The sequence below is a fragment of the Streptomyces sp. NPDC002055 genome, assembly GCF_040296705.1.
In the GTDB taxonomy this organism is placed as follows: Bacteria; Actinomycetota; Actinomycetes; order Streptomycetales; family Streptomycetaceae; genus Streptomyces.
This window is the reverse complement of record NZ_JBEOXS010000106.1, coordinates 1-12595: the sequence shown is the minus strand read 5'-3', so window position 1 is coordinate 12595 and position 12595 is coordinate 1. Positions and strand designations below refer to the sequence as shown.

The window sequence follows — 12595 nt, the reverse complement described above, 5'->3', positions numbered from 1 at the left end:
GGGGACCCTGTGGGAGAGTAGGACGCCGCCGAACAATCATTGAGACTCAACCCCCGGGCATGTGCCCGGGGGTTGAGTCATTTCCGGACCCGTTTTCCCTGCACGCCCGGGACCGGATTCACGAAACCCCGGGGACCGAATTTCCTGTCCCGACACGACACCCGCAACCGGCCACTTCGGCCGGAGAGTTGGGGTGCTTGGTGCTTCGAGGTGCGTCACGCCATGCGGGGCAGGTCCGCTGCCGTCACTCGGCCCAGCAGGGGCCGGCCGTGGACCAGGCGCTCGACCTCGGCCACCGCGTACGCACCCAGCCGACGGACCTCACTGCCCTGAGCGCCCGCAATATGGGGAGTGACCAGCACGTTCCGCAGGGCGAGCAAGGGGTGGCCGGCCGGAAGGGGGTCGGGGTCGGTGACGTCGAGGCAGGCGTCGAGCCGGCCGGTCGCGCACTCCCGGGTCAGCGCGTCGGTGTCGACCAGGGACCCGCGGGCGGTGTTGATGACCGTGCCGCCGTCCGGGATCAGCGACAGCCGATGGGCGTTCAGCAGATGGTGGGTTTCCGGGAGTTGCGGTGCGTGGATGCTCACGATGCTGCTGCGGCGGCAGAGTTCGTCGGGGGAGACGAGCTCCGTGCCCAGTGCCTGTGCGTCCGCTGTGCTGAGGTACGGATCGGTGAGCAGGATGCGGAACTCCGCGTCGTGCGCCGCCAGTCGGGCGATGACGAGACGGCCGATGCGGGAGGCGCCGATGATGCCGATGGTGCGGCCGTCCGCCCCCTGCCGGTCCGCGAGACTCGGCCGGCCCGTCTCGTACCGGGCGGCCGAGGACAGGGCACGCTTCGCCGCGAGGGTGATCGCGGCGCAGGTGAAGTCCGCCACCGGGGCGGCGTTGGCGTCGGCCGCGGAGGAGACCGCGATGCCGCGTTCCCACACCTCGGGTGAGAGATGCTGCTTGACCGAGCCGGCCGCGTGGACGACGGCCCGCAACCGGGGCGCCCGGTCGAGCGCCGTGGCGTCCAGCGGGGGTGTGCCCCAGCCGGTCAGCAGGATTTCGGTCCGGGCCAGGGCGTCCGGGGCGTAGGGGGCGGGGGGATCCGGGGCGATCAGGTCGGGCTCCAGCTCGACCGTGGCCGCGAGCCGGTGACGCAGGTCGGAGGGGAGAGCCGCGGCGGCGGCGTCGGCCCCCATCGAGATCACTGCCACGGGGCGACGGTCGGCCACGGAGTGCACCAGTCCTCTCCGGCAGCCCGGGAGCGGTCTGCGCTTGTGCCGTGGAGGCTAGAACCGGCTCGGCGGCCGGTCAATGACCCGTGGGGTGGGTGCCGTTGAGTCTCTGGTGGCGCCCCATCCGGTCCGCAGGGAGTCCCGGGAAGAGGTGCCCTCCGCTGAGCGGCGCGTTCGTTGTGGCCCGCCGGGGCGACTCCGGTGCGGCGCCGACCGCGAGCGCCGAACCCGCGGCGGGTGCTCGTGCGAGCATCGGGGCATGGGCTACGAGATCCGCACCGTAGGGGCCGAGGACTGGGCCGAGCTGAAGGAGCTGCGGCTCGCGGCGCTGCGCGATCCGGTGGCGCGTGTCGCGTTCGTCGACACCTTCGAGCGCCAGGCCGTGCGGTCCGAGGCCTTCTGGCGGGGCCGGGCCACCCCCGTCGCCGAGGGCGGGGACGCCACCAGCCTGATCGCGAGCGGTCCGGACGGCGCCTGGGTCGCGATGCTCGTACTCCTCGACGAGACGGGCCCGTCGATGACGGCGGACGGCGAGAAGGCGGCAGACAGGGGTGTGCCGCCGCAGATCCATGTGGTGAGCGTCTATGTGCGCCCGGGACACCGGGGGACGGGCGTGGCCGAGCAGCTGTTCCGCGGGGCCACCGCGTGGGCGTGGGAGCACACCAAGGCCGAACGGGTGCGGCTCTGGGTGCACGGCGACAACGCGCGGGCGCAGGCCTTCTACCGTCGGCTCGGGTTCGTCAGGACGGGCGCGACCATGGCCTTTCCGCCGATTCCCGAGGAGACGGAGTACGAGATGGTGCTGCTCCGGCCCTGACGCCCTGTTCGCTGGGCGGACGCCTGATCCCCGGATGCCGAGGGCCCCGGGGCGTACGGGAGGCCGTGGTGGGCCCGGTGGGGAGGCCAGTGGGGAGGCCGGGCGGCGGTCAGCGTGCCAGGCTGCGGTGGGGCCAGCGGGCGCGGGCCTGTTCCTCCGAGCGCAGCAGCGCCAGGGTGCGGATGCCCAGCGCCGGGCCCTCGGTGAGCAGTTCCGGGAGCTGCGGGAGCGGGGCCACGGCGGCGACGTCGTCGAGGACCAGGGTGAGTGGTGGGTCGAGCCGGCCGGCGGATGACCGTTCGGCCATGCGGCGGCCGTGCTCGACCACGCTGGAGACGAGTGCGGTCAGCAGGGGCATCGCACCCGGGTGGGTCCGTGGGTCCTCGATGGCTTCGCCCACCACGTAGAGCGTTCCCCCTTCGGCTACGCATGACTCCAGTGCCAGGGAATCGGCGCGCTTGGGATTGCAGGCGTCGCGGATGTGGATCGAGGAGAGCGCGGAGAGGGCACGGGCCGTCAGCTGCTGGGCGATGTCGCGGCGTTCGGGATGGCCGGTGAGGGTGGCTTCCAGTTCCCCGGCGGAACCGGCGGCGGCCCGGGCGTTCGTGCGGAGGATGCGGACGGGCTCGTGCGCGGCGGCACCGGAGGCCCAGCGGTGCACCTGGCGGAACGGTTTGCCATCCGCCGCAGCGGCGTGCAGCCAGCAGCGGAGCAGGGTCGCGGCGGCGTCCGCCATGGCCGAGTCGAGGGCGTGCGGCGGCCGGACGGGGGCGAGGAGCGCTGTTGCGCGGGCGGCCGCGACATCGCGGGACTCGCACCCCGCGGTCGGGGACCAGCGCAGCCGGGCCGGGGTGTCGAGGAGGTGGCTCGGGTCGTAGAGGTGGGTCGGGCCGAGCTTGGCGCGGGTGTCCTTGGTCCGGGACCACACCGCGGGGTCCGAGGTGGTGACGAGGACGGGGCCGTCGGCGTCGAGGACCGCCTGCACGGCAAGGTCCGGGCCGCGGTGGAGGCCGGTGAAGTGCACCCCGGTGAGCTGCTGTCGGGTGGGGGAGGCGGCGGTCGCTGCCTGCGTCGGGAGAACGGCTTCGGTGGCCGTGCCCGGGAGGCCGGCCGGGGAGCGGGGGGCCGTGGCGGACTCCGGGGGAGGCGCGGTGGTCGCGTACCCGGGGGCCGGGGGCCGGCTGTGGGCGCACGCGCCGGGGTGGCCCGCCGCGGGAGCGCCGGGGAGGGGCGCGGGGGAGCCATGGGGCGTCGGGAGGCCTGCTGCGGGGGCTCCTGGGACGGCGTCGGCTGCTCCGGTGCCGTCGGTGGGGAGACCGGTTCCGTGGTGGCCGCCGGTGCCCGGGGTGACGGTGGGGTGCTGGGGTCCGTCGTCGCTGCCGGGGACCGGGGCGCCGCGTGCTCCGGGGCCCGGTGCTCGGAGGCCCAGCGCTCCGGGGCCCGGTGCTCCGGCGTCGAGTGCTCCCGTTCCGAGTGCTCCCGTGTCGGGGGCGAACGTGTGCTGGGCGTCGGGCGGAAAGGCGTGACCGGGGACGTCCGGCCGGGCGCCCGGGTCTGGAGCCGCCGGGTCCGGGTGGACCGGGGGTGCCCAGGCGGCGGGTGCTCCGCCCGGGTGGTGCTCGGTCGGTCCCTGGCGGCCGGTCTTCGGGCCGTACGGGCCGGTGGTGATCTGCCCGGTCGCCGGGGCGGTGGCCGTCCCGGCCGTCGGGGCGGGGGCCGGGGAGCCGTGTCCCCGGGCGGCCTTCGGGGCGTCCCGGTCGTGGCGGGCGGCGGCGCGTACGGCCTTCCAGCGGGTCAGCACGCCGATGACGAAGACCGACAGCACGAACAGCACCATCAGTTCGCTGATGAGGATGCCCCAGAACAGCCCGTATCCCGAGAGGCGGTCCGGCCGGGCGCCCGGCCAGGCGGCCGCCAGGTCGTGCGGTTCGGTCACCAGGTGGCGCATCGCCAACGGGGTGCGGGTGAAGGCGACTCCGTCCGGCCACGCCCCGTGGGTGAACAGCGCGGCCAGGCCGGTGGCCGTCCACACCAGCAGGGTCAGGCCCAGCAGGAATCCGAGGACCCCGACGAGCAGACTGTCGGGGACGCCGCGCTGGGGCCGCCCGTCCCGGCTTCCTCCCGTGGCGGACGCCGTCACGTCAGGCCACCGTCGACTCGTCCGCGAGCCGTTCCTCCATGGCCTGGGCCGCGCGCTCCTCCGCCTCCGCTTCGGCGGCCTGCTCCACGGCCAGGGCCTCCTGGCTCATCGAGGACTCGGTCATCGCGCGGTCGGTGTAGACCAGCGGTCGTTCCGCCTCGGTGATCAGGTGTTTCACGACCTGGACGTTGCCATTGACGTCCCAGACCGCGATGCCCGGGGTGAGGGTCGGAATGATCTCCACGGCCCATCGTGGGAGGCCGAGCACCTGGCCGGTGGCGCGTGCCTCGTCGGCCTTCTGGGCGTAGATGGTGCGGGTCGACGCCATTTTGAGGATGGCTGCCGCCTCCCGGGCCGCGGCTCCGTCGACCACGTCGGAGAGGTGGTGGACGACGGCGACGAACGACAGGCCGAGCCGGCGGCCGAACTTCAGCAGCCGCTGGAACAGCTGTGCCACGAAGGGCGAGTTGATGATGTGCCAGGCCTCTTCGACCAGGAAGATCCGCTTCTTGCGGTCGGGGCGGATCCAGGTGTGCTCCAGCCAGACGCCCACGATCGCCATCAGGATCGGCATCGCGATGGAGTTGCGGTCGATGTGCGACAGGTCGAAGACGATGAGCGGGGCGTCGAGGTCGATGCCGACGGTCGTCGGGCCGTCGAACATGCCGCGGAGGTCGCCGTCGACCAGCCGGTCCAGCACCAGGGCGACGTCCAGGCCCCAGGCCCGTACGTCGTCCAGCTCGACGTTCATCGCCTCCGCCGACTCCGGTTCGGGGTGGCGGAGCTGTTCGACGATGTCGGTGAGGACGGGCTGCCGGTCGGTGATGGTCTCGTTGACGTAGGCGTGCGCGACCTTCAGCGCGAAGCCGGAGCGTTCGTCGAGGCCGTGGCCCAGGGCGACTTCGATGATCGTGCGGAGGAGGGCGAGCTGGCCGGTGGTGGTGATGGACGGGTCGAGGGGGTTGAGCCGGATCCCGCCGTCCAGGGCCGCCACCGGGTCGAGCCGGATGGGGGTGATGCCCAGTTCCTCGGCGATGAGGTTCCACTCGCCGACGCCGTCCTCGCCCTGGGCGTCCAGCACCACGACCTGCCGGTCGCGGAACCGCAGCTGCCGCAGGACATACGTCTTCTCCAGCGCCGACTTGCCGTTGCCGGACTCGCCGAGGACCAGCCAGTGCGGGGCGGGGAGCTGCTGGCCGTAGAGCTGGAACGGGTCGTAGATGTAGCCCTTGCCCGAGTACACCTCGCGCCCGATGATCACTCCGGAGTCGCCGAGGCCGGGGGCGGCGGTGGGCAGATAGACGGCCTGTGCCTGGCCCGTGGAGGTACGGACCGGCAGCCGGGTCGTCTCCACCTTCCCGAAGAGGAAGCTGGTGAACGCCTCGGTGGCGGCGGTCAGCGGATCGAGCACGGCGGGGCCCCTATCGTCGGATACCGGTCGCGAAGGGCAGCGTGTTCACAAAGGCCCGGTGGTGTTCGCGGTCGCACCACTCCAGCTTGAGATAGGACTTGCCCGCCGAGGCGCGGATGGTCCGCTTGTCGCGGGCCAGGGCCTCGGGGTTGCGGGAGGAGACGGTGAGGTAGCCGACGAGGTTCACGCCGGCCGCGCCGCTCGCCAGGTCCTCGCCGCGCTGGTCGAGGCGGCCGTGGGCGGCGATGTCGCGGGGGTCGACGGTGCGGTTCATCTTGGCGGCGCGGGAGGCGTCGGCCTCGTCGTTGGTCTTCTCGGTCAGCATCCGTTCGATGGCGACCTCGGTCGGCTCCAGGTCCATGCAGACCGCGACGGTCCGGATGACGTCCGGGGTGTGGACGAGCAGCGGGGCCAGGAAGTTGACCCCGACCGGGGTCATCGGCCACTCCTTCACCCAGGCCGTGGCGTGGCACCAGGGGGCGCGGGTGCCCGACTCCCGGGTCTTGGCCTGGAGGTAGGTGGCCTCCCGGGCGTCGAGCTCGGCCGGCCAGGCGTTGCGCTTGGTCATCGCCTGGATGTGGTCGATCGGGTGGTCCGGGTCGTACATCGAGTGCACCAGGGAGGCCAGCCGGCCCTGTCCGAGGGGCTGGCGGACCCGGATGTCGGCCTCGGTGAGCCGGGCGCAGATGTCGGTCAGCTCGCGGGCCATGACGACGGCCAGACCGGCGTCCTTGTCGAGCCGGCCGCGGCCGCGGTGGGTGGCGCGGGCCATGGCGTGGGCCTCGGCGGCCAGTTCGCGGGTGTAGTGCATGCAGGCGACCAGGTAGGCGCGGTGCTGCTCGGAGGAGGTGGACACCATCGACTGGAGCTGGTCGTAGGAGTCCTGGAGCCAGCCCGGGGACCGGGAGTCCCCGCGGCGCTCCACGTCCTTGGCGTGGGCGTCCGGGTCGGCCGGGAGGGTGCGGGCCAGCATCTGCAGCCGGGTGACGAACCCGTCGCCGTTGGCCACGTGCTTGAGCAGCGTCCCGAACCGGTCGACCAGGGCCTCCTGGTCCTCGCTGTCGCGCAGTCCGACGCCGGGGCCCTCGATCTCGATGGCGGCGGTGACGGTGCGCCGGTCGGCGTGGAGCAGCACCGCGATCTCGTCGGGGCCGAAGGGGGCGGAGAGCCAGTTGATCCGGCCGATGCCCGGCGGCGGGCCGACCTCGACCTCCTGGCCGTCGAGCCGGGTGCCGGCCTCGGTCGCGGTGGAGCGGTAGGTGGCGCCCTTGCGCAGGGAGCGCTTGTAGGAGCGGTTGATCTCGAACCACTTGTAGAACGTGCGGTGCTTGTACGGCACGTACACGGCGGCGAGGGCGATCGCCGGGAACCCGGCGAGGGTGGCGATGCGCAGCGGCAGGACGGGGACGAGCAGCCCGCACATCATGCCGAGGAACGCGCCCGCGATGATCAGGGCGATCTCGCCGGTCTCCCGGTTCTTGCCGACGATCGCGTTGGGCCGGGCGCGGCCGATGAGATACGTGCGGCGGGGCGCGATCGGGTGGGACTGGGTCGTCAACGCCGCTCACCTCCTGAGGATGTGCTGTTGTTGCCGGCCCCGGCGCCGGTGCCACGGTCGTGCGTACGGGGTGCGGGGGCGGAGGAGGCGGGGGCGTTGCCGCCGCCGGAGGTGCGGACGGGGGCGGAGCCGCCGCGGGAGCTGTGGGCCGCGACGCCGCCGGAGACGCCGCCGGCCGCGGCGGGCGCGGTGGACGGCCGGTCGTTGCCGCCGCCACCGCGGCTGCTGTGCGTCTTGATGCCCTGTTTCACCAGGGCGGCCGGGGAGGAGATGACCGCCGCCGCCTGGCTGCCGTCGGTGGCGGCCTTGCGGTTGCTGCGGGCGCCGGCGATCTCGTCGCCGAAGCCGGGCACGAAGCGGTAGATCATGGCGCTGGCGAAGATGGCGAGCAGGATGATCGCGAGGCCGGAGACGACCGCCGAGAAGGCGTCGGGGCCGTCGTCGGAGGCGGAGAGCGCCCCGGCGAGGCCGAGCACGATGATGATCACCGGCTTGACGAGGATCACCGCGATCATGATCCCGGCCCAGCGGCGCACGTGGCCCCACATGTTCTTGTCGACGAGGCCCGCGTAGACGGCCGTCCCGAGGAGCGCGCCGGCGTAGAGCAGCGCGGCCCGGATGACCAGTTCCAGCCAGAGGACGCCGGCGGCCAGGATCGAGACGAGGCTGACGACGATCAGCATGATCGGACCGCCGCCGATGTCGTCGCCCTTCTTCAGGGCCTCGGCGAACGAGCCGAAGTAGGTCTGGGTCTGCGAGCCCGTGCCGGCGGCGATGACCTCGGTGACGCTGTCGGTCGCGGAGACGACCGTATAGAGGATCAGCGGGGTGAAGGCCGAGGCGAGGACGGTGAGCCAGAGGAAGCCGACGGCCTCGGTGATCGCCTCGGTGAACGGGACGCCGCGGATGGCGCGCTTGGCGACGGCGAGCAGCCAGAGGAGGAGGGTGAGGATGGTGGAGGCGGCGAAGACGACGGCGTACTGGCGCAGGAAGGCCGTGTTCGTGAAGTCGACTTCGGTGGTCTCGCTGACGGCCTTGGAAAGCTTCCGCACGATCCAGGCGGCGGCGTCGGCGCAGCCCTTGGCGAGGGAGGAGAGGGGGTCGAGGGGGCTGTCGCTGAGGGGGTCGCCGGGGCCTTGGCCGGCTTTGCTGGGGGCGCTGTCGCCTCGTTCGCAGTATTCCTTGGCGGGGCCGGCGATGAGCTCACAGGGGTCGTTCTTGTCATCCGGTTTCGGTGACGGTTCGGCGACCGCACGGGTAGCCATGATGACCAGCGTGGCTTGGAAGCTTGCCAACACCGAGGCTGTGGTGAGGGCTCGGGCCGAGTGTTTACCGGGCATAGGTGAAGCCTCCGTAGCCGTCGACTGCGCCTGCGATTTCGTCGGCTCCCGAGACCGGGTTGTCACCCGTCACGGGGGTGGGGCCTTGCTTCTGGTCCGTCTTCAAGACCTTCCAGTCCGAGTCGGTCCACCGAAGCTTCACCGTGACGGTGTACCAGTTGCTGGTCACGGGCTTGGTGGAACCCTCGCCGGCCAAGCCGAATAGGCCCGTACACCAAACTTCCACTTCAGCGGTGTCGCCGAAGCGCTTGATCGTCGTGCCCACCGGGACGGTGCGATTCACGAACGTCATGCCTTCGGGAGAACTGCCGTCCGCCTTGAGGCCGATGCTGGACAGCAGGCTCTTGTTGTAGTCGGAGTCGAAGCCCGACTGCAGTCCTCCCCTGGCCTCGGGCGCCGCCACGGCGTTCACGATCCGGCGCCGTGTCTCGGTGCGGAACATCCCGTCGCCCCCCAGCGCCACCGCATAGTTCGCCGCCGCGCTCTGTGCCCCCTGCTTCGTCTTCGGGAAGCCGGAGGCGATGCCCGCCTGTGAGCCCGTCACCGGCTTCTCGCCCGTCGGGGCCGTCGGCTGTGACTGGGCGCCGCTGCCCCCTGGTTCCTCGCCGGACTCCTTCTTGCCGCCGCCCCGGTTGGCGAAGGCGATCGCGGCGATCAGCAGGACGACCACGCCCACGACGGTGATCATGCCCTTCGACGGCCGTGCGGCGGTGCGGGAGCGGCGGCCGTCGTCGTACCCGTCGCCACCCGCCCCTTCCGGCAGGCGGGTCCGGGTCTGGCGGCCGGCGCCCGGGCCGTCGTCCGGGTAGCCGGTGCCGTATCCGTCGTCACCGAGACTCATGCTGGGCGTGCCCCCTCGAACTCAGCCTCCGTCGATGCCTTGCCGTATGCATAGTCGCAGCGGGCGCAGGGCGACGGTAGACGCGCTGGTTCGTGGGTGGGCGCGGAGTGGTGACACGACATCAAGGGGACGCAACCTCAGCCGGTGGGCACGACGGACAGGTGGGACGAGGCGGGAGGGGTTCCGACCGCCTCCGCCCTCGGGGGCGGAGGGGTGGACGACCCGTGGGCCTGAGCGGATGGGGACGGGCCGCTAGACCGCCATGCCGTAGACGATGGTGAAGAGTGTGCCGAGGGATCCGATGATGAAGACGCCGGTCAGCCCGGCGACGATCAGCCCCTTGCCCTGTTCGGCGCTGAAGGTGTCGCGCAGGGCCGTGGCGCCGATCCGCTGCTTGGCCGCGCCCCAGATGGCGATGCCGAGGCAGAGCAGGATCGCCACCGCCATCACGACCTCGACCATGACGCGCGCCTCGTTGCCCAGGCTCCCGAACGGTCCCCAGTCCGGGGCGATGCCGCCGATGATGGTGGTGATGTCGCCCTTGTCGGCTGCCAGGAACATTGTGAAACTCACCGCCCCTATTGGGTAGTTGTACGCCGCCCTGCCGTGCGGCACGGGTCAGTCTCTATCTTCGCCGAAGATGCCGCTCTCGCATGTCGACTTGGCGGCCAATTTTGGCGGATCTCGTGCGTGTTGCCGGTCACGGGCACGGGACGGGCGTCGTCGCGGGTGTTGCGGAACGCGCTGTCACTGTGTGTATCACGGGGTGTGACGCCGGGCAACGCCGGTTGACGGTGGGGGAAGTGGAGGGAAGCGGGGCAGGGGCGGAGAGCAAGCCGAACGCCGGGCGGGGGCGTGGGATTCGGTGGGGCGCTCCGGGGCGGACGGTGGCCTCCGGCTTCTCCTCCCGGGCGCCGTGCCGGGTCGGGCTGCGCCTCCCGCGCACCGCACCGCCCTTCCGTGCCCCGTGCCGCCCCTCCGCGCGCCGCCCTGCCTCGCCCGGTGGGCGGCGCGCTTCGGTCCGGGGCCGGTCCGGTGGCCCCCAAGGCGCCCCGACGGGCGGTGCGAGGCGCCGAACGGTCCGCGACAGCGCCGCACGATCTGGAGACGGCGATGGCCGCCGGTCCGGCGCAACGACGTGACCCGCCACCGGAGGCGGCGTCCGCCGCGAGCCGCGGGCAGCCCCGGGGCGCGGCGCTGTGCGAGCCTTTTCGGACACGTGTGGCAGCCGCCGGGGGCGCACGGGGAGAGCCGAGGACGCCGCCGTGCGCCGGTCCGGGCCGTCGGGCGGTGCGGGGGCCGCGGGTTCGGGTTCCGGACGTGCCGGAGGCCGACAATGATGCAGTGAACTCGCGCCGGATGGGGGAGGGTTGAGGGGTGCGGAAAATCTGGGTCGTGAGCGGACTGGGGATAGGGCTGTGCCTCTCCTTCCTCGGGCTCCTGGTGGTCGGTACGTACACGGCGGCGGCGAACCTCGCCGGCGGTGGCGGCGGCAGCGCGGGCGGTCTGGCGAAGGGCGCGGTCCCGGCCGCGTACCAGGGGCTGGTGCAGAAGTGGGGCAACCTCTGCCCCGCCCTCTCCCCGGCGCTGCTCGCCGCGCAGCTGTACCAGGAAAGCGGCTGGAATCCGGAGGCGCGCAGCCCCGCCGCGGCACAGGGCATCGCGCAGTTCATCCCCGGGACGTGGGCCACGCACGGCATCGACGGGGACCGCGACGGCGACCGTGACGTCTGGGACCCCAAGGACGCCATTCCGTCGGCGGCCTCCTACGACTGCGAGCTGGCCCGTTACGTCAAGAACGTGCCGGGGGACCGGACCGCCAACATGCTGGCCTCCTACAACGCCGGGGCGTACCGGGTGATCAAGGCGGGCGGGGTGCCGCAGATCCGGGAGACCCAGAACTACGTCAAGATCATCACGACCCTCTCCAAGAGCTTCGCGGCGCCGGTCTCCCGGGTCCCCGCGTCGCGGCAGGCCGCCGGGGCGATCTACTACGCGCAGAAGAAGCTGGGCACGCCCTATCTGTGGGGCGGCACCGGCACGGCGGGGCAGGGCGGGCGGTTCGACTGCTCGGGGCTCACCCAGGCGGCGTACAAGTCGGTCGGCATCGAGCTGCCGCGGGTGGCGAACGACCAGTACAACGCCGGTTCGCACCCGCGCCGGAACGAGCTGCTCCCGGGGGACCTGGTGTTCTTCTCGGACGACCTCTCCGACTCGCGCGCCATCCGGCACGTGGGGCTCTACGTCGGCGGCGGCTACATGATCAACGCGCCGTACACCGGGGCCGTCATCCGTTTCGACAAGATCGATACCCCGGACTATTTCGGGGCGACCCGGGTCACGGAGGATGGCGCAAAGGCGCTCCCCTCGGCCGACTCTGCGTAAGGCTGTGCCCCTGCGTCGTGCCCGACCGGTGGGGCGTCCCGGTGTGCCCTTGAGCTGTACTCCGCGTGAAGCCCACCCCCTGAGCTGCGATGATGGATCACCCTTGGGTAACGTCCTCGTGATCATTCAGTGGAGAGAGGAACGCCTGCACGGGGATCTGACGTTCCCTTCTCCGGGGACGCAGCTTTTCAGGAGACCGCGGATTCCCAGCAGTTCCACACCGAGCACAGACAAGGGGCGCGCCTGATGGCCGGAGTCGAATCGACCGGGTCGAACCCCGATGTATCCCTCCTCTACGACGTCAACGGGCTGGCCGCCGACGCCCCGCACTGGTTCGACCGGGTCATGGAGTGGACCGGCGAGTACGGGATCCTGGCGGCGATGGCGCTGCTGATGGTCTGGTGCTGGTGGGGCGTCAGGCGGCGGGAGGACGCGCCGTCCGGCGTGGCCGGGCTGGTCTGGGCGCCGCTCGCCGCCGGTATCGCGGTGCTTCTCAACGTGCCGATCCGGGGTTTCGTGGAGCGCCCGCGGCCCTTCGTGGACCACCGGGGCCTGGAGGTGCTGGTCGACGGGAAGACCGACTTCTCGTTCGTCAGCGATCACTCCACGATGGCGATGGCGCTCGGCGTGGGCATCTTCGTCGCCGACCGCAGGTTCGGACTGGCGGGCATCGCCCTCGCGTTCCTCGAGGGCTTCTGCCGGGTCTACATGGGCGTGCACTACCCGTCGGACGTCATCGGCGGGTTCGCGCTCGGCACCGCGGTCGTGCTGCTGCTGGCGCCGGCGGCGATGGCCCGCTGCAAGAGCGCGTCGGGGTCGTGGCCCGCCTGTTCGGCCTGGGCAAGGGTTGCGGCCAGGGCGTCGGTCTTCGTCGGCGTGC

10 protein-coding genes are annotated in these 12595 nt (G+C 72.2%); 3 read left to right on the top strand and 7 right to left on the bottom strand.

Annotated features, from left to right (window positions below; genetic code table 11):
• Window positions 1-215 precede the first annotated feature (215 nt).
• A complete protein-coding gene (locus ABT112_RS34015) occupies window positions 216-1202 on the bottom strand; it encodes a hydroxyacid dehydrogenase (protein WP_351515676.1) in 987 nt (328 codons plus the stop codon).
• A 280-nt stretch (window positions 1203-1482) separates the two neighbouring features.
• Between ABT112_RS34015 and ABT112_RS34010 the strand changes: the two genes are divergently transcribed.
• On the top strand, window positions 1483-2040 hold the full coding sequence (locus tag ABT112_RS34010) for a GNAT family N-acetyltransferase (RefSeq protein WP_351515675.1): 558 nt from the start codon (window positions 1483-1485) through the stop codon (window positions 2038-2040).
• A gap of 109 nt (window positions 2041-2149) precedes the next feature.
• On the opposite strand, the gene ABT112_RS34005 is transcribed toward ABT112_RS34010, so the two are convergent.
• From ABT112_RS34005 to ABT112_RS33980, 6 genes are all read right to left on the bottom strand, one after another.
• A complete protein-coding gene (locus ABT112_RS34005; RefSeq protein WP_351515674.1) occupies window positions 2150-4180 on the bottom strand; it encodes a hypothetical protein in 2031 nt (676 codons plus the stop codon).
• A gap of 1 nt (window position 4181) precedes the next feature.
• Complete coding sequence (locus ABT112_RS34000) at window positions 4182-5591, bottom strand: ATP-binding protein (protein WP_351515673.1); 1410 nt, start codon at window positions 5589-5591, stop codon at window positions 4182-4184.
• Window positions 5592-5601: 10 nt separating this feature from the next.
• Entirely contained in the window at window positions 5602-7149 is a 1548-nt protein-coding gene (locus ABT112_RS33995; RefSeq protein WP_351515672.1) for an SCO6880 family protein, read from the bottom strand.
• Entirely contained in the window at window positions 7146-8489 is a 1344-nt protein-coding gene (locus tag ABT112_RS33990; protein ID WP_351515671.1) for a hypothetical protein, read from the bottom strand. Before ABT112_RS33990 ends, ABT112_RS33995 begins: the two co-directional genes overlap by 4 nt.
• The gene (locus ABT112_RS33985) at window positions 8479-9330 is read right to left on the bottom strand and encodes a hypothetical protein (RefSeq protein WP_351515670.1); all 852 of its coding nucleotides are present in this window, start codon (window positions 9328-9330) and stop codon (window positions 8479-8481) included. Before ABT112_RS33985 ends, ABT112_RS33990 begins: the two co-directional genes overlap by 11 nt.
• A gap of 252 nt (window positions 9331-9582) precedes the next feature.
• Window positions 9583-9891 (bottom strand): DUF8827 family protein, encoded by a 309-nt coding sequence (locus ABT112_RS33980; RefSeq protein ID WP_070019030.1) that lies wholly within the window; start codon window positions 9889-9891, stop codon window positions 9583-9585.
• An 816-nt stretch (window positions 9892-10707) separates the two neighbouring features.
• Here ABT112_RS33980 and ABT112_RS33975 point away from each other — a divergent pair.
• Together ABT112_RS33975 and ABT112_RS33970 are read left to right on the top strand one after the other, a co-directional pair.
• Entirely contained in the window at window positions 10708-11715 is a 1008-nt protein-coding gene (locus tag ABT112_RS33975) for a C40 family peptidase (RefSeq protein ID WP_351515669.1), read from the top strand.
• 246 nt (window positions 11716-11961) lie between these two features.
• Window positions 11962-12595: phosphatase PAP2 family protein (locus tag ABT112_RS33970; RefSeq protein ID WP_351515668.1), on the top strand; the 634-nt coding region annotated here is incomplete at its 3' end.

What these genes read in the sequence shown, in the direction of transcription:
- ABT112_RS34010 (WP_351515675.1), top strand. Translation starts at nt 1,483, where the DNA reads ATGGGCTACGAGATCCGCACCGTAGGGGCCGAGGACTGGGCCGAGCTG.
- ABT112_RS33990 (WP_351515671.1), bottom strand. Translation starts at nt 8,489, where the DNA reads ATGCCCGGTAAACACTCGGCCCGAGCCCTCACCACAGCCTCGGTGTTG.
- ABT112_RS33985 (WP_351515670.1), bottom strand. Translation starts at nt 9,330, where the DNA reads ATGAGTCTCGGTGACGACGGATACGGCACCGGCTACCCGGACGACGGC.
- ABT112_RS33980 (WP_070019030.1), bottom strand. Translation starts at nt 9,891, where the DNA reads ATGTTCCTGGCAGCCGACAAGGGCGACATCACCACCATCATCGGCGGC.